Source organism: Arthrobacter terricola, from assembly GCF_004354015.1.
Taxonomy (GTDB): domain Bacteria; phylum Actinomycetota; class Actinomycetes; order Actinomycetales; family Micrococcaceae; genus Arthrobacter; species Arthrobacter terricola.
This window is the reverse complement of sequence record NZ_SMRU01000002.1, coordinates 133,390-154,871: the sequence shown is the minus strand read 5'-3', so window position 1 is coordinate 154,871 and position 21,482 is coordinate 133,390. Positions and strand designations below refer to the sequence as shown.

Below are 21,482 nucleotides of genomic sequence, written 5' to 3'. Positions count from 1 at the left end.
TTCCATGGGTGTTGCGACTCCCGATTATTCGGGGGCGTTGCAACGATCACTAGAACTCGCCCGAACGGTCAATCAGTTTTGCCGTCTCCGGTCAGTTTAGAGTTGCCGCTTAGAGTCATCGTTTCCGAAGCGATTGGAGGCAGTTCCGGGCTCCGCTAGCAACGCCCGGCCGGTCGGATGCGGCCCGAAAGCGCTGATACCGTCCAGGCCTGGCCGCGGCGGGAAGGCAGCCCTTCGGTGGTCTGTGTGGTGTCAGGGCCCTGGCGTCGTTGGTGTGCGGCGGTTGCGTGATCTGAGTTGGATGATGCGTACTGCACCGGCTACGGCGACCAGGGCCCCGCCTCCGACCGCGGCGATGAGCAGGGCAATGCCCAGGGAGATCGTCCCGTCCAGGCCGAAGAACCTGACCCTGGCGGCGTCCTGGTTCTGCACGATGAACGCGATGAGCAGGATCAGGAGCACGAGGGCGGCTATGGTGGCGGTCCAGGCCATTCCGGCGCGCGTGACCATCGGCCGGCGTCCTGCCGGCTGGCCCGCGCCCGGTGCGGGCGGATGGGAAGGCTCCGGTGCCGGCCGTGGTTCTGCATTCATGGGGGACTCTTTTGTCCTTTGACGCTCAGCTTCAGCCTTCTCCGGGCTGTATTGTGTCGAAGAACCGGTGCTCCGGCGGGGCGGGCGTTGCTTCGGCCCGGGCCCGGAGGAAGTCGAGGTCTTCGGGGGAGAGCGGCGCCTGGTCGTGCTGGTCCGAGTCCGCGGTGATTCCGGTTTCCTGATGGATCGTCTCCGTGATCGTGCGCGGTAGAACCACGCACCCGGGGTTCTCGGTGAGCCATTGCCGGGTTTCGGGGCTGAGGCTGTCCCAGTGGTCCCTGAGGTTTATCTCCATGGTGATCCCTTACTGGTTGAATCCGGAGGCAAAGGACCCGGGCCGGTCCGGTACCGGGGACGTGTTCAGCGTACGCCCGGCGAACGCTGAAAGACAGGTAACAGGGGGAGCGTCGTATAGGCTGACCGACTGGCCGCCGCTAATGGAGATGCGATGAGGAACCCCGCGCGAGTCGGAAGCGACTCCAGCGGGGGGATTCCCGGCGGCTTCGCAAACGCGGACTCACGGGGTGCAGACTTTAGGCATGAAGATTACTGCGGGCTTTAGTGTATGAAGATTGCTGCGGGACGACGGGCAGCGCGAACGCAAGGGCTGGCTTTGACGGACACGATGTCGGCGGAGAGCAGCGCCTACGGCGAGGCGGTCAGGGCAGTCCGGGCGGGCGAGCTGGACGCGGATGAGGCCGCGGAGCTACTGATCGATCTGATGACGGATGGGGAGATCCTCGGCCTGCTCGACGGCGACTCTCCCGGGCTGCTGCTCCCGCTCATCCCGATACTGCTCAATAGGGTGCCGTTCGTGGCCGGGGCGGTCTCGCGGTTGGGCATACCGGGCATCCGTTTCAGCGACGGTGGTCGCGGCGTCGTGATCGGCGCCTCCACCGCCTTCCCTGTGACAATTGCGCGGGCCGCGACCTGGGATCCGTCGCTGGAGGAACGGGTCGGGCTTGCGATCGGTCTAGAGACCAGGGCTCGGGGAGCAAACTACTCCGCGTCCGTGTGCGTAAACCTGCTTCGCCACCCCGCGTGGGGTCGGGCTCAGGAGTGCTACGGGGAGGATCCGGTGCTGACCGCCCGGATGGGAGCTGCCATCACCCGGGGCGTGCGCGTGAACGCGATGGCGTGCGTAAAGCACTTCGCGCTCAACTCGATGGAGAACGAGCGCTTCGAGGTCGACGTGTCGGTCGACGAACACGCCCTGCACGAGGTGTACTTGCCCCACTTCAGGGCGGTCGTGGAAGCCGGCGCGGACTCTGTAATGAGTTCCTACAACCGGGTGCGAGGCGAGTACATGGACGTCAATCGCGCCCTGCTCACGGACGTGTTGAGACAGGAGTGGGGCTTCTCCGGGTTCGTGACGAGCGACTGGGTGTTCGGCACCCATGACGCGTTCCTCAGCCTGCAGGCAGGAATGGACGTAGAGATGCCGCTGCGACTGCTGCGCGCCCGTGAACTGCCGGCCGCGCTGCGTAACGGTGACCTGGCCCGGGCGACAGTGCTGCAGTCTGCACGCCGGATCCTGCGCACGTGCGTGCAGCATGCCGCGGCCCGGGAGATGGAGGCCCCTACCCGCGCCGTCATCGCCTCCCCGGCGCACCGGGCTCTCGCCCACCGGGTCGCCGCGGAGTCGATCGTACTGCTGAAGAACGAAACCGTGGGCGCGGCGCCGCTACTGCCCTTGGCTCCCACCACCGGACATCTTGCGGTGATCGGACGACTCGCGGCACGAGCGAACCTCGGCGATCATGGCTCGTCACGCGTTCGGCCTCCCTCTACGGTCTCGCCGCTGCAGGGGCTGCGTGAGGCGCTTCCCGGGGTGCGGATCACGACCAGCTCCGGTCGGAACGAGCGCGCCGCGGCCGCGTTGGCAGCCGCCGCGGAGACGGCGATCGTCGTCGTCGGCCTGGACCAGCACGATGAAGGTGAGTCCGTCGTTACTGGCGGCGTGGACGTGGGCGTCCTCGGTCGGGCCTTTGCCTCAGGGCCCCTCCGTCGGGTGCTCATCGGCCTCGCGCACCTCGCGTCGCGCTTCGTCCGGGGCGGCGACCGCAGCTCCCTTGAGCTGCGCCCCGGCGATGAGCGCCTCATCCAGGCGGTCGTGGCCGCAAACCCCCGGACCGTCGTCGTGCTGATCAGCGGCAGTGCGATCCTCACGGAGTCGTGGCGAGGCCGGGTGCCGGCACTCCTCCTGGCCTGGTATGGCGGGATGGAAGGCGGCCGCGCCCTCGCGAGCGTGCTGACCGGCAGTGAGGAACCCGGCGGGCGGCTGCCGTTTGTGCTGCCAACGGACGCCGCGCATCTGCCATCGTTCGACCCCGCGGCGAAGTCCGTCGTCTATGACGACAAGTGGGGTCAACGTCGGCTCGACGGCGAGGGACGAGCGCCCGCTTTCCCGTTCGGATTCGGCCTGGGCTACACGAGGATCGAGCATCGGCTTCTAGACCACAGGTTCGACGACACAGGCGGCTATGCGGATGTGCTTGTAACCAATACGGGCGGCCGTGAGGGCTCGACCGTCGTTCAGGTCTACGCTGCCGATGTGTCCATCCGCAGACCGGTCGCTCAGCTCCTGGGCTTCCAAAAGGTGACGCTGCAGCCCGGCGCGGAGAGGACGGTGCGGGTTGCCTTGGATGCGGGGCCGATCCTGCAGCGCGATCCGTCCACGGGGCGCTGGTCGCCGCGGGCGGGGGACTGGGGCCTGGTCGCCGGCCAACACAGCCCGGTCGGCTGGGCGGACGCGGGACGGTTGTGGCGCCCGGAGCCACTGATTGACCAGGAAGGCGTCTCGGACCGCCAGCCGATCTGAGGTCGATATGGGGCGCGTCCCACCGGTCACCCGGGAGGGAGACGAAAGGGTGCCGATGGCCCCACAGCGCGGACGGGCAGCGCGGTGTCGCCCCGCAGCAGGGCGCGAAGCAACCGCCGTTCCTCCCAGCCGAGCAAAAGAGGCGCTTGGCCGCGCCGCAGCACCAGGCGACTGTCCGGGGTCGCGTACCGTTTCTGCAGGTCGGAAAGCTCCTCGGCTTGCAGCAGCGCTACGGTGCTGTCCGTCGCCCGGTCAACCAGGCGGACCAGCGACGAGGGCCCTGTGAGATCGGTCGCAACGAAACGCTGCTCGCTCGCGGCGAGAACTGTCCTTTGCGCCGCGCGGGTCACGACCAGCGGACGTGACGGCCCGCCCAGCAGGCCGCTCAGGACGTCCGCCGCGGCGTCAGGGCGGCCGGTTCTCCGCGCGGCCTCCTGCATCCGCTGCAGCCGGCCGGGTTCGCGCAGCACCTCATCGATCTTCCAGCCGATCGTTGCGGGGCTGTTGCAGCGGACGGCCGCCCCCTGCTCCATCAGGTAATCGCCGTTGCGAACCTCCTGCCCCGGGATGGGGTTTACAAGCACCATGGGCAGCCCCGCAGCCATGCACTCCGACGCTGAAAGCCCGCCCGGCTTGCCGACAAACAGGTCCGCGCGGCCCAGCAGCTGCGGCATCTCCGTGGTGAAGCCGAGCACGCGGTAGCGGTCACCGGCGGTCGCCACCAGCTTCTCGATGCGCTGCCGCAGCACGTCGTTGTTTCCGCACACGACCGTGGCCGTGAATTCCGAGCGCATATGCATCGTCTGACGCACCACGGAGAACGCATAGTCCCCGCCGGTCGCACCCGCCGAGATCAGCAGCATCGGTGGCTTATTACGATCGCGCACGGGCGCGGGACCGACCGGCTTGCTGATCGGGATGCCCGTGGCCTTCACTCGGTCGGGAGGAAGGCCGAGCGCCGTCAGCTCCACCCTGCCTTCCTCCCTGGCCACAAAGATCATGTGGAACGCGCCCGAGAGCCACAGGCCCTGGAAGTCATAGTCCGTCGTCACGACAGCGGTTTTTGCGTCAACCACGCCCCGGAGGAGTAACGACGCCAACAGCTGGGCGGGCAGGAAGTGCGTGCACACGATCGCGGTCGGTCGGAACCTCTTGATCGCACTGATGACCGGACTGGCGTTCACTCGTGTCCAGGGGTCGATTGGGCCGCGGCGCCGGAAGGGCGGGTTGCTGATGTCGTAACCCCACTCGACCAGCCAGGGTAAGCCCTCGACCAGGACGAAGTATCCCTTCCCCAGCAGCGCGCGGTAGAGCACGCTACTTACCTGCAGCACGTCCAGCACCTGCACCTCGGCGATGTCAGTGCGCGCGGCACATGCCTGGTGTATCGCCGCCGCCGCGCTGTTGTGTCCTGATCCTACCCCTGCGGACAGGATCAGTACGCGCTCTCCTCCGGCAGTGCCTGAGCCTCGTGCCGATGTTCTGCGCATGGAGTGAGGCTAGCAGGCCGCATCACCACACGGACGAGGCCTGGCCGTGCTCGGTGATGCAAAGGGCCGGGCCGGTACCTCCTGAGCGAGCCCGGGCAGGCACCATGCGTTGATCCGGCCTGGCCTGCCCTGCTTCGACTTTGCAATCAATGGATCAAAAGCTTGGTCTGGATGGGACGAACGCGTCCAGGCTTTTTCGTCCGCGGCCGGGCTGCGGCTCAAATGTTTCTAGGTGGCAGCTGGCGCCTGTTCTCCGGGGCGGCCCTCGTTTTGCGGTGGCCCTGAGGAAGGGGGGCGCCGCCAGCCTCCCGTCAGGCGCTGCCCGTGCAGCTCACGGAATCAGACTTCAGGAACCTGCGGCGCGGCTTTGCAATGTTCACAATCGCGGCTCGGCCGGGATTGGGCGGGCATGGCGGACGGAGAGCTGGAAAACACCATAAACTGCCAGCGCTCCGGCGAGGATGAACACGATGCCTGCCCAGAGCGGAGCGGAGGAGGCTTCGCCGAGCACGGCGATTCCAATGCTCACGCCGATCAGAGGATCAATGACCGTCAATCCGGCGACGACAAGGTCGGGCGGTCCGGACGAATATGCGGTTTGGACGAAGTAGGACCCCGACAGGGCGGCAGCGATCAAGCCGGTTACACATACGAAGGTGAGCGCGTCTCCTGGTTCGAAGTGAAACCCGAACCGGACCAGGGTATGGACGCGGTCGATGACGACTTTCGCCAGGGTCGCGACAAACCCGAACAGGACCCCCGCTGCGACGATGTAAGAGAGCGGGGTGAGCTTCCTGCGGAGGAAGACGAAGACGGCGGCGAAAACAACCAGCACGACGGTGAGGACGGCAACGACGATGATCAGCTGGGTGTCGTGGATCGGGACCGTGGTGGTGGTCAGGGCCGCGACAGTGACAAATAGGCCGATGCCTCCGACACAAAAGGTCACGGCCCGGATCGTCTGCGTGCCCAGTTTCGTCCTGTTTGTCCGTGCGTTGAGGACAGCGGTGATGACGAGAGCGAGGGCGCCTAGAGGCTGGACCACAGTCAAGGGCGCCAGATACAGGCTGAAGAGTTGCAGGATTACCGCCAGGCCAAGCATCAGCGTCCCGGCGATCCAGGAGGGTCGCCGTACCAGTGTGAATAGATCTGTTAGCTTCAGTCCTGTCTTTTTCCCGGTCCCGTCCCCGGATTTACCGGCGGATACACCGCGGTGCTGGAATTGGGCGCCCAGGGCCAGGAAGACGGAGCCGATGAGGGCGACCGGGATCCCTAGGGCTTGAGTGGGTGTTAGTGAGATCAGTTCCATGGCCATGGCGTCAGACTACAGCGAGGTCATCACGTCAGCGGTTGTGGCCCCGCGCTTGGATCGTGACGATCGTGGCAACACCTACGGGGTCCGTCAGCAGGGTGAGGAACCGTGCGGTGTTGTTGGTTGGCGCGATCGCCAGGACCGCGAGAGCCACGGCAATGATGCCAAGCCCTACCCAGCCGACAGTGCTGAGGCGTTCACCGACGATGGCCACGGCCAGGACCGCGGCAATGGCCGGCTCACTCAGGGTGATCGTGGTTGCGGTGCTGGCAGTGACGCGCTCAAGACCATATCCGAAGAGCAAGTAGCCCAGAAACATCGGGATCAGAGCCATGTAGGCTGCGACGGCGAACGCCTGAGAGCTCGCGATCAGCGGCGCGCCGGTCAGAAGCAGGACCGGCACCAGCAGAAGGCCGCCGGCCCCGAACACTGCCCCCATCGAAGCTGCGCGACTAATGCCGCGGCTCATGAGGCGTTGGGCGCACCACGAATATGTGGCGTAAGTGGCGCCGGCGACCAGACCGAGCCCGATGCCGGCGAGCGTCGAACCGACATCGCCGGGGTCGTGGGCCATCTTGGAAAGACACAGCAGGGTGCTGCCAGTTACGCCTAGCCCGGCGGCCAACATCCACCACCGGCTGAGCGGGGTGCGTTGGACGAACCATTCCAGCACACCGGAAGCCAGCGGTGCCGAGGCCAGGGACACGACGGTGCCGAGCGCCACCCCGGCCAGGTGCATCGAGCTGTAGAACGCCAATGGGTAGATTGCCACCGCCACCGCGCCCAGTCCCGTCAATGGGAGGTTGGCGCGTAGTTGCCCGCGGCCGGCGCGTAGCGCAGGAATCGCGATAAGAGCCTGCAAGAGGCCGCCGATCCCCAGGGCGGCGGCTCCGATCGCCAGCGGGCCAGCGTCGGGTGCAAATGTTGCGGCGGTGCCCGAGGTGCCCCACAGAATTGAGGTAATGGTGATCGCCGCGATGGCGATCAACCTCTCGCGCCTCACGGCGCATCCACCAGCGCGGCGGCGATCGCGCGGGCATGGACCAATCGCTCCACAGAGCCCTCCAGGCCGGCGCGGGCTACCGCACCTTCGAGCACGAACGCCAACTGCTCGGCGAGCTCTGCTGCCCGGTCGGCGTCGACGACCCCGGCCAGACCAGCGGCCAGGATCGCCTCGACTTGTTCCTTGTGCTCGCGGACCGCCACCCGCCCGGGCGCGCCCGCAGGCAGCTCGGCGGCTGCGTTGAGCAGCCCGCACCCGCGAAACCCGTGGACGTAGGCGGCGCCGGCATGATCGATGTAGGCATCGAACACCGCCAATACCCGATCGCGCGAAGTCTGAGCATTGATGAGGCGCAGCTCGTACAGCCCCAGCCACTCCTGGTGGCGTTCCCGGATATAAGCGAGCACCAGATCGTCCTTGGACGCGAAGTTGTTGTACAGGCTCTTCCGCGCCACACCCGCCCTCTCGGTGATCGCATCAATCCCGGTAGCGGCCATCCCCTGCGCATAGAACAACTCAGCGGCGGCCGTCATCAACCGATCACGCGCCGGCCGCTCCCGGCCCACACCATCACCCACAACATCACTTCCTTAAGTAGGTAGCCCAGTCTACCTACTTAAGACGAAGTACACCATCCTGATCCGCCACCAGGGGAATGCCCGTTCTCGACAGATCGAAAGTGGTGTGCGCCGCGCGGGGGGACATCGCAGCCTTCACGGTCCCATACGTCAACAGCAGCGAATATTCAAGAGCGGCCTCCGCCAGCAGCAACTAATCAAGTTCACTGCGTGGTCAAACGACCGTTTCCGAATTTTGCCTGATGCAAAACTGATCGGAGAAGAGTTTTGACCTGCTTCGACCAAAAACCGAAGTAGGTGACCATTGAGCTCAAACATCAGGCCGGCAAGCGGGGCGGAGGGGGTACTTGGGCTGCCGGCGTATTTAGAAGAGCTCGCCGATCGCCTGGTCGCTGGAACCGATGTAGCGATCGCGCTGCTTCACTCCGAACGGACCGTAGGGTAGTCGTTCGGTGTGGGCGCGCTGACCTCGTTCAGCCGCGCGGTGTCCGTTTTGCTCAGCACGAGGTCGCCCGCGACGAGGTTTTGTTCAAGCTGTTTCAGGGTCTTCGCGCCGATGATCGGAGCTGTGACTCCGGGGCGGTTCGCGGCCCAGCTCAGCGCGACCTGTGCCGGGGTGACGTTGGTCGTCCTCGCAATGTCGCGGACGGCGTCGAGAGTGGCCCAGTTCTGATCTTTCGCGGCGAGATCGCCGAAGATGTGATCGTTCATCGGGTCGCCGACGCCGGCGCGGGTATCCCCGCTTGCCCTCTCGCCCTTGTTGTACTTGCCGCTAAGGAATCCTGCCGCCAGCGGCGACCAGGGCAGCAGGCCTATGTCGTTGTGCAGGGCTGCCGGGACGATCTCGTATTCGATCTCGCGCGAGACGAGGCTGTACTGCGGTTGCAGGGTGACGGGCACCTGGAAGCTCATCGCCTTCGCCGTGTCGAGGGTGAGCTGAAGCTGCCATCCGGTGAAGTTCGATAAGCCGATGTAGTTGATCTTGCCGGCGCGCACGGCATCGTCTCGTTGTTGTGCGAGACGAGCTCGGTTGCGACCGCGCCGGGCTCGATCACGCCCACGCGGACGTGCTTCTGGGTGACTTCCTGGCGCAGGGCCTCGGTGAACCCGTTTACCCCGAACTTCGTCATGTTGTAGACGCCGTAGTTCGCCCACGCCTGCCGCCCGGCGATCGAGGAGACGTTCACGATGTCGGCAACCTCGCGCAACCCGTCCTTGGCAGCCGCGAGCAGGTGCGGCAGGGCCGCATTGGTCATGTAGAGCAGACCTTTCTGGTTGACCGCGATCATCCGTTCCCACTCGTCGACGTCGGCTCCGACCACGGGGCCAAGGAGCATGAGGCCTGCGTTGTTGACGAGGATGTCGAGGCGGCCGAAGCGCTCGATGACGGTGGCAACGGCATTCTCGGCCTGGGCGCGGTCGGTGATGTCGGCCTCGACCGTGAGAGCGGCCCCGCCGGCGGCCTCGATGTCAGCCACCAGCGTGTCAAGGCGGTCCCGGCGGCGGCCGAGTATGGCTAAGGTGGCGCCGTGCTCGGCGAGGCGGCGGGCGGTGGCGTCGCCGATGCCGCTGCTCGCACCGGTAACAAGGGCAACGGTGCCGGTCAGTTTTGCTGTCATGAGGGTGATCTTCTCCAAGTGTGGGGTTGGTTTTGGGCAGGGGCCAGCCACGTGCGTCCAAGGTGATTGTTCAGGAGTTGCTTTGCTTAGTGGTCGCCCGCGCCCTGGGCTCAGGGGCGCAGGCCGGCGCGCTGGTGTTAGGCGTCGTCGTGGGCGAGGTTGCTGGAGAGACCCCGGTGGGCGTCGGCCTGGGCCTGGAGTTCCGTGGACCGGGTCTCGAAGACTCCGACGGCGTCGGCACCGGCGGCGAAGCGCAGCGGAGGCTCGGCCAGTTCGGCCAGTTTGATCAGGGCGTTGGCGAGTTTGGCAGGGTCCCCGCCCTGCAGGCCGTTCATGCTTTGCCAGGCAGCGACGGTCTGCCGGCTGCGTTCGGCGTAGTCCTCGACGGTGGATTCGGCGTAGCGGGTGGATTCCGGGGTGAGCAGCTCGGTGCGGAAGAACCCCGGTTCCACGATCATGGTACGGATTCCGAACGGGGCGATTTCCGGGGCCAGGGACTCCGCCCAGCCCTCGACGCCGAACTTCGACGCGGCGTAGGCGGTCAGGAACTCCCCGCCGACTATGCCGGCGGTCGAGGAGATCGTGACGAGCAGGCCCGAGCGCTGGGCCCGCAGGAACGGCAGCGCCGCGCGGGTGACGTTCATGGGACCGAACATGGTGGTTTCGATCTGGGCCCGGAAGTCTTCCGGGGTGATTTCCTCGAAGAATCCGGCGTAGAAGTTGCCTGCGTTGTTCACGAGCACGTCGATCCGGCCGAACCGGTCCACGGCGGCCTGGATGGCAGCCGTCGCGTCGGCGGGGTCGGTGACGTCGAGCTTCACGGCCAGCAGGTTCTCGTTGTCGCCGACGGCTCGGGTGACTTTGTCGGGGTTGCGGCCGGTGGCGACGACCGCGTGGCCGGCGGCCAAGGCGGCCTTGGCGATGTCAGTGCCCATGCCGCGGCCGGCGCCGGTGATGAACCAGACCTTCTTGGCGGTCACGTTTTCATTCTGTTCAGTCATGTGTTGGTTCTGTCTTTCTTGAAGTGCGGGCCCCGGGCTGCTCGTGGGGGAGCGTTTCGGGGACGGCGGATCCGCCGGCAGGTCCACCGGCGGTGGATGTTTCGGGCGGCGACGCCGCCCAGGTGGCAAGGAATGCCAGCGCGTTCGCGGACGGGGAGCCGGGCTCGGCGGTGAAGGTGAACAGGGTCTGGCCCTCATCGCCGGGAAGGTGAAGGGTCTCGAACTGCAGGGACAGGTTCCCGGCCACGGGGTGGTGGAAGCGTTTGGTCCCGGTGGTGTGGATCCGCACGTCGTGTCCGGACCACAACTCTGCGAAGAGCCCGCTGCGGGTGGTCAGTTCCCCAACCAGTTCGTTCAGGACCCGGTCATGGGGGTTCCGCCCAGCTTCCAGGCGCAGCATCGCCACCGTGGTGGCCGCGATAGCCGGCCAATCGGGGTAGAAGTCCCCGGCGCCCGGATCGAGGAAGAGGTAGCGCGCCTGGTTCGGCAGCCGGCCCGGAAGGCTCTGCCCTGAGGCTGAGGCGAAGTTGAACACTGGCCCGTACAGGGCCCGGCCCAGGAGGTTGGCGGCCAGCACGTCCGAGCGACCGTTCTGCACCATGGCCACCACACCGGTCATGCCATCCAGCACGCGGAGCACCCCGGGACGGACCCGCTGCTGCGCCGGCCGGCGCGGGGTGCGGTGCGACAGCGCGTTGGCCGTCCGCGCCAGGTCCATCAGGTGGGCCCGCTCCGCTTCGTCCAGCTGAAGGGCAGAGGCCACCGCCTCCAGCACCGAGTCCGAGACGCCGCGGATGCTGCCCCGTTCCAGCCGCGGGTAGTAGTCCGTGCTCACTCCGGCGAGCTGCGCCACTTCCTCCCGGCGCACGCCGGGCACACGGCGCAACTCCCCGTAGCTGGGGATCCCGGCCTGCTCCGGACTGACCTTCGCGCGCCGCGAGATCAGGAACTCACGGATTTCCTCTTTTCTGTCCACAACCACAACGCTACGCAGGCCGTCCCACCGGTGGCAGTGTCTATCAGACACCCCCACTCGATAAGAATGCAGGTGTGAGCCCCTCAAAACGACCGTTTATGACCGCCCAGGGCAAGCCTCCGAAAAACGTGTAAGTCTCAGCGCTATCTGGCGATTAAATTGCAGCAATATTTGGCATGCGACAGGCTGAATGGGTTTGTTTCTGTCGGATGTGCCGTGGGCGGCATCGCTGGTGTTCAGGACGGTTAGCCTCGGACCCTTCAGACTGCTCGACCAGCCCATGCCCGGATGCGTGGTCTGCCGTTCGTGCTTCTAAGCCCCTGCTGGTGAAGCAAGATGCATGGTCAATCAGTTGACCGGGGCCACGGAAAGTGGTCGTGAGCACTTTCCGTATATTGGGGGGCGAGTTCACCGTAGAAACAGGAGGCGGTCACGCCGACGTCCATGAGGAAGTCGCTTCCGGTGATGAAGGCGCCGTCCGGGCCCATCAGGAGCGCTCCCACCGCGCCGACTTCGTCCGGGGTTCCGCCCCGCCCCACGGGAGACAGCTCGATCATGCGCCGGTACCCCTCGCCGCGCGGCCCGGTCAGCTCGTCTTTCGCAAGAGGCGTGAAGATTATGCCGGGACTGATCGTGTTGATCCGCGCGCCGCGTTTTCCCCACCGAACGGCCTCCGCCATGACGCGGAGTGAGTTGCCGGGCGACGAGCCCGAGCGTGAAGGCGTAGAAGACGGCCCCGGGACCGCTGTCCGGCGGGGTCATCGGCGCAGGGGCCTGTTCTCCAGTGAGCTCAGGTAGGCGTTGTAGTCGGCAAGCTCGGTGTCGCCCTCACGGGACGCACGCCTGTCAGCGGCCCCGGTGGTGCGCTGGTCCGATTTCTGCCATTTCACGACAAGCACCCCGAGGACGAGGAGGGTCGGAAGCTCGGTGAATCCCCAGGCGATGCCCCCGCCGGCGGCCTGGTCAGCCAGCGGGGACACGTGCCAGCCGGGCACCGGCGTGGCGTAGAACCTGACCAGCAACGCGGTGGACATCATGACCACGACCCCGAAAAAGGCGTGGAAGGGCGCGGTAGCGGCCAGTTCGAGCACCGGCAGCACCGGGCCGGCCTTGGCACGCAGCCCGGACCGGGATTTCCGCGGGGAAGGGTCGACGCCGATGATCCCCCAGAAGTAGATGAACCCGATGAGAAGGAAGTGCACGAGCATCAGGTTGTGCCCCCACCAGGTGCCCATCAGGTAGTCGAAGACGGGAGTGAAGTACAGCCCGTACAGGCTGGTGATGAACAGGGCGAATGTCACGGCCGGATGCATCAGGAGGGCGGCGGCCCGGCTGTGAAGGACCCGCAGGATGCCTCGCCTGAGGCTTCCGCGTCCACCAGCTCCTGCCGGCAAGGCCCTGAGCAGCAGGGTCACCGGGGCCCCCAGGACCAGGAACACGGGAGCGAGCATGTTCAGGACCATGTGCTGGATCATGTGGATGCTGAAGAGTTCCATGCCGTAACCCTCGATTCCGGTGGCCGTGACGGACAGCACGGTTGCCAGGCCCAGAAGCCACCAGATGCTCCGCACGGCCGGCCAGCGCACACCCCTGCGGCGGAGAACGAGGACACCGCAGCCATAGAGCGCCAGCAGGAGCAGAACGAGCAGCGGCAGAAGGGGGACGGGCTGGGGGTGCCAGGCCAGCACGCGGTCAAGGGTGGGTGGCAGGTCCGGCATCCACATCGGCCCGCTCATCATCGCGCCCGGATCCCCGGTGCCCGGTCCCGGCATGGCGGCCGGCGGCGCCATGCTAGATCCCCAGGATCAGGGTCTCGTCCGCGGAGGGCTCCCCGGCGGCGCGGGCGAAGACCTCAAAGCCGGCCCGGACCGCGTCCAGCTCCGCATCGGAGAGCTTCTCCAGGACCAGGGCGATTTCCTTTTTGCGGGCCCCGGTGACCTCGGCATACACGCGTGCACCCTCTGCCGTCAGGGAGATGATGACCTCGCGGCGGCTGCCGGGGCTCGCCGAACGGGCAATGAGCCCGCCGGCGACCATCCTGTCGGCGAACCGGCTGAAGCTGGACTGGTTCGCCCCTACATGCTGGGCCAGGTCGCCCATCCGCAGCGGCCCGAAGTTGGACAGCACCACCAGGACCCGGAACTGGGGCAGCGTCACCGTGTCCATCACGGGTGCCAGCGACCGGGCGATCACCCCCAACAGGGCCCGTGAGGCCGTCAAGGCGCTCGTGAGGGCGGTGTCGTCCGGGGATCCGGATCCCGGGTCCCCCGATGGCGGGAGGGCAGCGGTGGTAGTCTTCATACTTGTCATAGTACATATATTGCACCACATCATGCATTGGAGATTTTCCTTGACCGCGCAGCCAGCCAACTTCCGTCCCTGGTTCGGCCCCGGCCGGACAGGATTTCTCTGGAGGACGTTCTCGGGTTCCTCCTATCAGCTGGTGGCCATGGCTGTCGTGGTGGGGGCCGGGGCCGGGTTCGCGGCGGTCGGGTTCCGCTGGCTGATCACCGCGGCGACGTTGTTCTTCAGCGGTACCGCCGACTACTCGGCCGCTGCGGGTGGCAGCGCCCATCCGTGGCTGCCGTGGCTGGGAGGCGCCTTCGTCGTCCTGGCCCCGGCGGCCGGCGGTCTGTTGTACGGACCGCTGGTGAAGCGCTTCGCCCCGGAAGCCCGGGGCCACGGCGTCCCGGAGGTCATGTATGCGGTCAGCCAGCACGGCGGCCGTATCAAGGGCCGGGTCGCCGTCGTCAAGGCGTTGGCTTCGGCGATCTGCATCGGTTCCGGAGGGTCTGTGGGCCGGGAGGGGCCGATCGTGCAGATCGGTTCGGCCCTGGGGTCCTGGCTGGCCCAGACGCTCAGGCTGCCCGAGTCCAGGGTCCGGACCCTGGTGGCCTGCGGGGCCGCCGGAGGGATCGCCGCGACGTTCAACGCCCCCATCGCTGGGGTGTTCTTCGCTCTGGAGCTGCTGCTGGCCGATTTTGCCGCCGGCGCGTTTGGCGCGGTGGTGCTGGCCTCGGTCACCGCGTCGATCATCGGCAGGGCCTTCCTGGGCGACCAGGCCTTCCTCCAATTGCCCGCCTTCAGCGTCTCCTCGGGGGTCGAGTATCCGCTCTTCATCCTGCTGGGCTTGCTCGCGGCCGGCACGGGCATCGGCTTCACCCGGATCCTGTACAAGATCGAGGACGTGTGCGACTGGGCCTGGCGCGGCCCGGAGTGGCTGCGCCCGGTCGTGGGCGGTTTGCTGCTGGGGTCCCTGCTGCTGGTCCTGCCGCAGATGTACGGGGTGGGCTACCCGGTGCTGCAAGCCGGGGTTGCCGGCAGCTATGCCGTCGGTTTCCTCCTGCTGCTGCTCGTGGGCAAAATAGTCGCCACCAGCCTGACCATCGGCATCGGCGGATCCGGCGGCGTGTTCGCGCCATCGTTGTTCATCGGCGCCATGCTCGGAGCCGCGTTCGGGGAGGTCGCCGGTTTCCTTGATCCCACCCTGCACGGCCAGGTGGGAGCCTTCGCACTGGTCGGGATGGGAGCCGTTTTCGCCGGCGCGGCCCGGGCACCGATCACCGCGGTGATCATCATGTTCGAACTGACCGGCGAATACTCCATCATCCTGCCCCTGATGCTGGCCATCGTCGTGGCCTCCGGCGTGTCCAAAGTCCTCTCCAAGGACACCATCTACACCCTCAAACTGCGACGGCGCGGCATTGACCTCGAACGTCACCCCGGCACCGAACTCCTGCGGAGCATGAACGTCGGAGCCGTCATGGACACCCGGCTGCAAGCCCTGCCCGCAGACATGGCCGTCGCCGAAGGAGCCCGCAGGCTGCTTACCGGGGGACACCTTGCACTGCCGGTAACGGACCGGCAGGGGCTGCTGGCAGGAGTGGTGACCGTGCACTCCCTGTCCGAAGTCCTGAGCAACGACGAGGACCAGGACCGGATCCTTCTATCCGACATTGCCGAGATACCCGCAACGGTGCTTCCCACCGCGAGCCTTGAATCCGTCCTCGACACCCTCTTGGACTCATCCGCCGGAGCTGGCACCCCGGTCACCGATGAGAACGGCATCCTCCGGGGCTGGATCGACCAGACTTCGGTCCTGCGCATCCTTTCCGGTCCCGGCACCACCGGTCCCGCCCTGACCGGACAATAGCCGTCGTACCGCCGAGTCGGCCTACGGTGCCGTGCCGCGGACAATCGCGTTTCTAGGGGTGATCCCGCGCGCGGCTTTGGTGTTCGTTGAGGGCCCGCAGTACGGCGACGCCGGTCCAGAGGGCGACCAGGATCCACCACCAGGGACCGGCAGGCAGCGCCAGGGCGAGGACAAGAAGGACGGTGACCGCCGAGATGTCGAGCAGGAGAACGGGCCAGTACCTCCCGGGGCGTAGCGGCCAGGGAGCGCCCGTCACGGCCGTGTCCCGCTTTGCCGGGCCTGGTCCCGGTTCCGGGTCTGGTCCTCGGCTTCCAGCAGCGCCGCGAGGGCAGCCAGGGCAGGGACGGCGTTTTCTATCACGTTCCGGTAGGCCTCAGGGAGCCGTTCCAAGGCTTGCCGGAGCCTTCGGTCGTTGGCGGCCTGCCATGCTGCCAGTATCTCCGTGCCGTTCTGCGTCAGGTTCAGAATCACGGCCCTGCGGTCGCCCGGACGGGGGGTGCGTTCCACCAGCCCCGAGGTCACCATTTGCTGGACCAGGCTGCTGACCGTGTTGGTCGCCAGTCGTTGACGGTCAGCCAGGTCGCTGACGCCCATGCCGGGTTCGTCGGCGAGGCGCTGCAGGACCTCCACCTGGGCCATGGGCAGGGATTCCCAAGGGAACTCCTGCCGCACGCTGGAGCGCAGGACCCGCCGCAGCCGCGTGATCACCCCGGTCAGCGACCACGCATCGGCGCCGATATAGTCACGGACCGCCGGGTCGGTGGCCGGGGCGGAGGCATTGGCGGTGTTCATGACATTAGCCTATCCCGGTAGTCCCCCTATAGAATAGTTCCGTGGCAGAACAACTTTCTTCAGGCACAGCCCTTCACGTTGCCGCTTCCCCCACCGGGTGGGGGAAGCTGTGGCGGGAACCGGCGAGACCGGACTGGATCCGGCGACGGCCCGGTGCCCCGTGGCTGGTCGTCGCAACGGTGTGCATCGGCGCGTTCATGGGCCAGCTCGATGCCAGCATCGTGACCCTGGCGGTGCCGGCCATCAGGTCTGACATGAACGCCTCTCTCGCCCAGGTGGAGTGGGTGGCGCTGATCTATCTTCTTGTGCTGGTGGGCAGCATCTCCGCGGTCGGCCGGCTGGCGGACATGGCGGGGCGGAAGCTGCTCTACACCTACGGTTTCGCCCTGTTCACGATCGCGTCCCTGGGGTGCGCGCTTTCCCCCGACATCACCTGGCTCCTGGTGGCCAGGGCCGTGCAAGCGGTCGGTGCCGCCATGCTGCAGGCCAACAGTGTTGCGCTGATCCGGACCAGCATGCCCGCCGCGAAACTCGGCAAGGCCATCGGCCTCCAGGGTGCCGCGCAGGCCATCGGCCTGGCCATGGGCCCCTCGGTCGGTGGGCTCCTTATCGGTCTGGGCGGGTGGCGGTGGGTGTTCTTCGTCAACATCCCCGCAGGGGTCATCGGCCTGCTGCTGGGCTGGTTCCTGCTCCCGCGCACCCACGTCAAGGCCCCCCGCGCCCGGCTGGACTGGCCGGGGCTCACGGCCCTGATGCCGGCCGTCGGCGCCCTGCTCCTGTCTTTGTCGGAGGCATCCAGGTCCGGTTTCGGCAACCTCACCGTTCTTGGGCTGCTGGCGGGATCGCTGGTTCTCTTCGTCCTCTTTGTCCTGCGCGAACGCCGGGCAAGACACTCCTTGGTGGACCTGACACTCTTCAGGTCCGGGACCTTCAGCCGGGGCGTCGCGACGGGATTGCTGGGCTATCTCGTGCTGTTCGGGGTCCTCTTCGTCACGCCGCTGCACCTGGAATCGGAGTATTTCCTTCCCCCGGCGCAGGCCGGGCTGTTGCTGACGGTCCTTCCGGTCTCGCTGGGACTCGTTGCCCCGGTTGCAGGCCTGCTGGCGGACCGGTTCGGCGCCCGGTTGCCGGCATCGGCCGGGATGGGACTGGCCGCGGCCGCGCTGGCCGTGCTGGTTTTTTCCTCCCATGATCTGTGGGTCACGGCAGGGGCTCTCGCGGCCATGGGACTGGGCCTGGGCCTGTTCACCCCGGCCAACAACGCGTCCGTGGCAGCGGCCGGGCACGACCACCAGGCCGGCATGGTCAGCGGCGTCCTGAATATGACCAGGGGAGTCGGAACGTCCCTGGGCGTGGCCTTGGGCGCCGTCGCGTACTCCCTCGCCAACGTCCTGGGGAACAGTGCCGGAGCGCCGGCGGTTTCAGGTCTTGGCTTCCGGATGGCCGTGGCACTCTTTGCGGTCCTGGGAGCCGTCGCGGCCGTACTGTCATTCTTGGGACGGCGCTCCCGCCCCAAGGCTGTTCCGGGCCCGGAGGGCCCTCCGGTACCCGGCTGACCTCAAGGTTGCCGAGCAACACTGTTTTTGCCCTAACTTCCCGAACAGGATCCCGAATCTCCATGACTGCCTCTGATTCTTTCTTTCCGTCGCCGACCGTGAGCGCCTTTCACGTGGGCCCTGTGACCATCCACTTCTACGCGCTGTGCATCCTGGCCGGGATCGTGGTGGCCGTCTGGCTGACTTCCCGGCGTTGGTCCGGCCGGGGCGGCCAGGCAGGGCAGGTGCTGGACATTTGCCTCTGGGCTGTGCCCGCAGGGATCATCGGCGGCCGGATCTACCACGTCATTACCGACCCTGAGCTCTACTTCCTGCCTGGGAAGAATCCGTGGAATGCCTTTGCTATCTGGGATGGCGGACTCGGGATCTGGGGCGCCGTGGCCTTGGGCGTAGTTGGGGCGTGGATCGGCTGCCGCAGGGCGAAGGTGTCTCTCATAGCATTCCTGGACGCGGTGGCACCGGGCGTGGTTTTTGCCCAGGCCCTGGGCCGGTGGGGTAACTGGTTCAACAACGAGCTCTATGGGGATCCGACTACTCTGCCGTGGAAACTCCAGATCCATCAGATGGATGTTGCCACCGGGTCGGCGATGACCGATCCTTCGGGCGCCCCGGTGGTCTTGGGCTATTTCCAGCCCACGTTCCTCTACGAATCGCTGTGGTGTGTCGTCGTCGGGCTTGTTCTTTTGTATGTGGACCGGCGCTTCGCCCTCGGGGCGGGAAGCGTGTTCTCCCTCTACGTTGCCGGGTACACGGCGGGGCGCTTCGCTTTTGAACTGATGCGCTCCGACTACGCCAACCTGATCCTCGGACTCCGGGTGAACACCTGGGTTGCCGCCCTGATCTTCCTCGGGGGTGCCGTCGCGTTTGTCCTGCTGTTCCGGCGCAGACGCTCGATGGCCGTGCCTGGGGATTCCGCGCCGGACTCCTCTGAACCGCTGACTACCGGCGGCTGACCCGCCGACCCGTGGTAACGGCGTCGGCTGTCCCGGCCCACCCCTAGTCCAGGTGCCCGATTTGCGCGCAACGCGTACCACCCGGGCGCTTGAGAAAGCGCGGGTCACTACGCCCGACAACCAACACGATCCATCGCCGGAGAACCTGAGGAAGATATGTTCAAGAGATACGAATTCGGCCCTGGCCAGATGGGGGATCCGACGAGCCCCGAAAGCCGCAGACACCTCCAATGGCGGCAGCTGTGACGCGCGGCAGGAACCGGATCCTGGACGCGGGAACAACGCTCGGCCGGATCCTGTTCTTCCTCGGTGTGAGCGCGGTCTGCGGGATGCTCGTGGCAGGCCTGATGGTGCCCGCCGCAGCCATGGCCGGGATCACGGCGAACGGCTCGGTCCAGTTCTTCAACGGACTGCCCGGCGAGTTGACCGTGGCCCCTCCCGGGCAAGTGACGAGGGTTCTCGCCGCGGACGGATCCCAGATCGCGACGCTGTTCAACGAGAACCGCACCCAGGTTCCCCTCGAGCAGATGTCCCCGAACATCAAGAACGCGATCGTTGCGATCGAGGACTACCGCTTCTACCAGCATGGGGGCATCGATCCGACAGGGATCCTGCGCGCCCTCGTGACGAACAGCGGCGGGGCCCGGCAGGGCGCGTCCACGCTGACCCAGCAGTACGTGACCAACGTGCTCAATGAGAACCTCATCGCCCAGGGCAACGACGCCCAGGTCGTGCTCAACGGCCAGAAGAGCATCAACGACAAACTCCGGGAGATGAAGCTCGCGATCGGCCTCGAGAAGCAGTTCACGAAGGACCAGATCCTCGCCGGCTACCTCAACATCGTCGGCTTCAACGCCAACGCCTACGGCATCCAGGCCGCTAGCCAGTACTTCTTCTCCGTCGATGCCAAGGACCTCACCGTCCCCCAGGCGGCCCTGCTCGCCGGCCTGGTCAACGGCCCCTCCCTGTTCGACCCGACCCAGCACCCCGAGGCATCCAAGACGCGGAGGAACCTGGTCCTCGACGCGATGCTCCAGCACGGCTACATCAACACCCAGCAGCACCAGGACGCCGTCAACACCCCGATCCAGCTCAAGGTCAACCCGCCCAAACAGGGCTGCGCCTACGCCGCCCAGGCCCAGTACTTCTGCGACTACGTCCTCCACCAGATCCAGAACGACCCCGCCTACGGCGCGACACAGGAGGACCGGATCCAGAAAATCATGCGCGGCGGCCTGACCATCAAGACCACCCTTGACCCGCGCCTCCAAGGTCCCGCCCAGGCCCAGGTCGACGCCACGACAGGGACGAACCCCGACAAATGGGGCGCCTCCCTCGTGACCGTCCAGCCCGGCACAGGCAAGGTCCTCGCCATGGCGCAAAACTCGCGCACGCTCGCCGGCCAGGGCACCGGCTTCGTCACGACGTACAACTTCAACGTCGACCGCGCGGACGCCAACGGCAACGACCTGGGCGGCGTGGGCGGCATGCAGCCCGGCTCGACCATGAAGCCGGTGACCCTCGCGGCCTGGCTCGGCGAAGGCAAAACAACGAACCAGATTGTCGACGCGTCAAAGCGGCGTTACGGCGTCAACTACCCGTGGAAGACGACATGCGGGCCCGTCCATGGCTGGTTCGACAGCAGTCTTCCACCCTCCACGGACCTGCAGAACGATGAACCCGGCTGGTACCGGCCCATGAGCGTCCGGCAGGGCATCTACAACTCAATCAACACCGCGACGTTCGCCTCCCTGGCCGGCCTGAACGACTTCTGCGACGTTCAGCGGGCCGCCTACGCCATCGGCCTGCACCTGGGCGACGGGAACGACAAGAAAATCGACCTCTCCACCCTGGGCAATATCCTGGGCAGCCAAAACGTCGCCCCCCTGACGATGGCCAACGCCTTCGCAACATTCGCCGCGGACGGCACGTACTGCGCGCCCATCTCGATCGCCGAGGTCGACAACGCCCAGGGCAAAAGAATCGGCGGGCAGGCATCCGCGTGCAAGCCGAACGCCTTGAATCCGGATGTCGCGAAGGCCACCACGAATGTCCTCCAGGACGTCCTCACCAAGGGCTCCGGCCTGCTCATCCCGCAGAAGCTCGGCGTCCCGGACGCCGCCAAGACCGGCACCAACCAGTACAACAACCAGACCTGGGTCCTTGGCTACACGAAAGGCCTGGCAACGGCGTCTTTCTTCGGAGACCCTTTCAACGGAAGCGCCGCACGGCTCGGACGCGACGTCACGGTCAACGGCAAGTACTACCCCCTGGTGGACGGGGCCTACATCGCCGGACCACAGTGGGCGCAGTACATGCAGCAGGTCGTCGGTCTCTACGACCACGGCGACTTCGACGCCCCGCCGCAGAACCTCATCGGCGGCTCCTCGCCACAGACCCGCAGCAGCGACCAGGCAACCGGCGGGACGAGTCCGGGCCAGGCTCCGCAATCGACGGCGCCCCTGCCCTCGACAGCCCGGTCGAAGCCCGGCAACGGAAACCGGAAGGGCTGATGCCGGTGTTGATGACGCCGGTCCCCGCGGCACTGTTCCTGTTGGTCATCACCGAGACCCTCGCCGGCGGGTTCATCGCCGACCTCTGAAGGTACCTGCATCCGGCTGAAGCTGCACACCGGCT

20 protein-coding genes are annotated in these 21,482 nt (G+C 66.6%); 5 read left to right on the top strand and 15 right to left on the bottom strand.

What is annotated here, in order from left to right; translation table 11 throughout:
* Positions 1–252: 252 nt before the first annotated feature.
* A complete protein-coding gene (locus E1809_RS02405) occupies positions 253–591 on the bottom strand; it encodes a LapA family protein (protein WP_133202631.1) in 339 nt (112 codons plus the stop codon).
* Positions 592–622: 31 nt separating this feature from the next.
* Positions 623–886, bottom strand: coding sequence for a hypothetical protein (locus tag E1809_RS02400; RefSeq protein WP_235835396.1), 264 nt, complete (start codon positions 884–886; stop codon positions 623–625).
* A 318-nt stretch (positions 887–1,204) separates the two neighbouring features.
* On the opposite strand from E1809_RS02400, the gene E1809_RS02395 reads away from it, so the two are divergent.
* The gene (locus E1809_RS02395; RefSeq protein ID WP_235835395.1) at positions 1,205–3,412 is read left to right on the top strand and encodes a beta-glucosidase family protein; all 2,208 of its coding nucleotides are present in this window, start codon (positions 1,205–1,207) and stop codon (positions 3,410–3,412) included.
* A gap of 26 nt (positions 3,413–3,438) precedes the next feature.
* Here E1809_RS02395 and E1809_RS02390 read toward each other — a convergent pair whose 3' ends face one another.
* From E1809_RS02390 to E1809_RS02340, 11 genes are all read right to left on the bottom strand, one after another.
* Positions 3,439–4,902 carry an MGDG synthase family glycosyltransferase gene (locus E1809_RS02390; RefSeq protein WP_133202629.1) on the bottom strand — a complete coding sequence of 488 codons (1,464 nt, stop codon included), beginning with the start codon at positions 4,900–4,902 and terminating at the stop codon, positions 3,439–3,441.
* A gap of 376 nt (positions 4,903–5,278) precedes the next feature.
* On the bottom strand, positions 5,279–6,217 hold the full coding sequence (locus E1809_RS02385; protein WP_133202628.1) for a DMT family transporter: 939 nt from the start codon (positions 6,215–6,217) through the stop codon (positions 5,279–5,281).
* A gap of 28 nt (positions 6,218–6,245) precedes the next feature.
* Positions 6,246–7,217 carry a DMT family transporter gene (locus E1809_RS02380; RefSeq protein ID WP_133202627.1) on the bottom strand — a complete coding sequence of 324 codons (972 nt, stop codon included), beginning with the start codon at positions 7,215–7,217 and terminating at the stop codon, positions 6,246–6,248.
* Positions 7,214–7,750, bottom strand: coding sequence for a TetR/AcrR family transcriptional regulator (locus E1809_RS02375; protein ID WP_133202738.1), 537 nt, complete (start codon positions 7,748–7,750; stop codon positions 7,214–7,216). The genes E1809_RS02380 and E1809_RS02375 overlap by 4 nt, the downstream gene beginning before the upstream one ends.
* A gap of 465 nt (positions 7,751–8,215) precedes the next feature.
* On the bottom strand, positions 8,216–8,791 hold the full coding sequence (locus E1809_RS02370) for an aldo/keto reductase (RefSeq protein WP_205754076.1): 576 nt from the start codon (positions 8,789–8,791) through the stop codon (positions 8,216–8,218).
* Complete coding sequence (locus E1809_RS02365; protein WP_133202626.1) at positions 8,704–9,414, bottom strand: SDR family NAD(P)-dependent oxidoreductase; 711 nt, start codon at positions 9,412–9,414, stop codon at positions 8,704–8,706. The genes E1809_RS02370 and E1809_RS02365 overlap by 88 nt, the downstream gene beginning before the upstream one ends.
* 137 nt (positions 9,415–9,551) lie before the next feature.
* On the bottom strand, positions 9,552–10,415 hold the full coding sequence (locus tag E1809_RS02360; protein ID WP_205754075.1) for an SDR family oxidoreductase: 864 nt from the start codon (positions 10,413–10,415) through the stop codon (positions 9,552–9,554).
* Entirely contained in the window at positions 10,408–11,391 is a 984-nt protein-coding gene (locus tag E1809_RS02355; protein ID WP_133202625.1) for a helix-turn-helix transcriptional regulator, read from the bottom strand. Before E1809_RS02355 ends, E1809_RS02360 begins: the two co-directional genes overlap by 8 nt.
* A 344-nt stretch (positions 11,392–11,735) precedes the next feature.
* Positions 11,736–12,071, bottom strand: a complete 336-nt coding sequence (locus E1809_RS02350; RefSeq protein WP_205754074.1) for an SDR family oxidoreductase — start codon at positions 12,069–12,071, stop codon at positions 11,736–11,738.
* 78 nt (positions 12,072–12,149) lie between these two features.
* Positions 12,150–13,181 carry a cytochrome c oxidase assembly protein gene (locus E1809_RS02345; RefSeq protein ID WP_215279560.1) on the bottom strand — a complete coding sequence of 344 codons (1,032 nt, stop codon included), beginning with the start codon at positions 13,179–13,181 and terminating at the stop codon, positions 12,150–12,152.
* A gap of 1 nt (position 13,182) precedes the next feature.
* Positions 13,183–13,692 carry a MarR family winged helix-turn-helix transcriptional regulator gene (locus E1809_RS02340; RefSeq protein ID WP_133202624.1) on the bottom strand — a complete coding sequence of 170 codons (510 nt, stop codon included), beginning with the start codon at positions 13,690–13,692 and terminating at the stop codon, positions 13,183–13,185.
* Positions 13,693–13,741: 49 nt separating this feature from the next.
* Between E1809_RS02340 and E1809_RS02335 the strand changes: the two genes are divergently transcribed.
* Complete coding sequence (locus E1809_RS02335; protein ID WP_215279561.1) at positions 13,742–15,544, top strand: chloride channel protein; 1,803 nt, start codon at positions 13,742–13,744, stop codon at positions 15,542–15,544.
* 52 nt (positions 15,545–15,596) lie between these two features.
* Here the strand turns inward: E1809_RS02335 and E1809_RS02330 are convergent, their stop codons facing one another.
* Both E1809_RS02330 and E1809_RS02325 read right to left on the bottom strand, forming a co-directional pair.
* Positions 15,597–15,800: a hypothetical protein gene (locus E1809_RS02330; RefSeq protein ID WP_133202622.1), complete on the bottom strand. Its 204-nt coding sequence runs from the start codon at positions 15,798–15,800 to the stop codon at positions 15,597–15,599.
* Positions 15,797–16,336, bottom strand: coding sequence for a MarR family winged helix-turn-helix transcriptional regulator (locus tag E1809_RS02325; RefSeq protein WP_133202621.1), 540 nt, complete (start codon positions 16,334–16,336; stop codon positions 15,797–15,799). The genes E1809_RS02330 and E1809_RS02325 overlap by 4 nt, the downstream gene beginning before the upstream one ends.
* Positions 16,337–16,377: 41 nt before the next feature.
* On the opposite strand from E1809_RS02325, the gene E1809_RS02320 reads away from it, so the two are divergent.
* The 3 genes from E1809_RS02320 (at position 16,378) to E1809_RS02310 (ending at position 21,358) form a co-directional block, all read left to right on the top strand.
* Positions 16,378–17,892 carry a DHA2 family efflux MFS transporter permease subunit gene (locus E1809_RS02320; RefSeq protein WP_133202620.1) on the top strand — a complete coding sequence of 505 codons (1,515 nt, stop codon included), beginning with the start codon at positions 16,378–16,380 and terminating at the stop codon, positions 17,890–17,892.
* A gap of 62 nt (positions 17,893–17,954) precedes the next feature.
* Complete coding sequence (gene lgt, locus E1809_RS02315) at positions 17,955–18,845, top strand: prolipoprotein diacylglyceryl transferase (RefSeq protein WP_133202619.1); 891 nt, start codon at positions 17,955–17,957, stop codon at positions 18,843–18,845.
* 230 nt (positions 18,846–19,075) lie between these two features.
* Positions 19,076–21,358, top strand: a complete 2,283-nt coding sequence (locus E1809_RS02310) for a transglycosylase domain-containing protein (protein ID WP_133202618.1) — start codon at positions 19,076–19,078, stop codon at positions 21,356–21,358.
* Positions 21,359–21,482 lie beyond the last annotated feature (124 nt).

Coding starts and splice junctions, on each gene's coding strand:
- E1809_RS02310 (WP_133202618.1), top strand. CDS start 19,076: ATGGCGGCAGCTGTGACGCGCGGCAGGAACCGGATCCTGGACGCGGGA.
- E1809_RS02365 (WP_133202626.1), bottom strand. CDS start 9,414: ATGACAGCAAAACTGACCGGCACCGTTGCCCTTGTTACCGGTGCGAGC.
- E1809_RS02385 (WP_133202628.1), bottom strand. CDS start 6,217: ATGGCCATGGAACTGATCTCACTAACACCCACTCAAGCCCTAGGGATC.
- E1809_RS02390 (WP_133202629.1), bottom strand. CDS start 4,902: ATGCGCAGAACATCGGCACGAGGCTCAGGCACTGCCGGAGGAGAGCGC.
- E1809_RS02360 (WP_205754075.1), bottom strand. CDS start 10,415: ATGACTGAACAGAATGAAAACGTGACCGCCAAGAAGGTCTGGTTCATC.
- lgt (WP_133202619.1), top strand. CDS start 17,955: ATGACTGCCTCTGATTCTTTCTTTCCGTCGCCGACCGTGAGCGCCTTT.
- E1809_RS02375 (WP_133202738.1), bottom strand. CDS start 7,750: ATGACGGCCGCCGCTGAGTTGTTCTATGCGCAGGGGATGGCCGCTACC.
- E1809_RS02345 (WP_215279560.1), bottom strand. CDS start 13,181: ATGGCGCCGCCGGCCGCCATGCCGGGACCGGGCACCGGGGATCCGGGC.
- E1809_RS02325 (WP_133202621.1), bottom strand. CDS start 16,336: ATGAACACCGCCAATGCCTCCGCCCCGGCCACCGACCCGGCGGTCCGT.
- E1809_RS02405 (WP_133202631.1), bottom strand. CDS start 591: ATGAATGCAGAACCACGGCCGGCACCGGAGCCTTCCCATCCGCCCGCA.
- E1809_RS02350 (WP_205754074.1), bottom strand. CDS start 12,071: ATGGCGGAGGCCGTTCGGTGGGGAAAACGCGGCGCGCGGATCAACACG.
- E1809_RS02400 (WP_235835396.1), bottom strand. CDS start 886: ATGGAGATAAACCTCAGGGACCACTGGGACAGCCTCAGCCCCGAAACC.
- E1809_RS02340 (WP_133202624.1), bottom strand. CDS start 13,692: ATGAAGACTACCACCGCTGCCCTCCCGCCATCGGGGGACCCGGGATCC.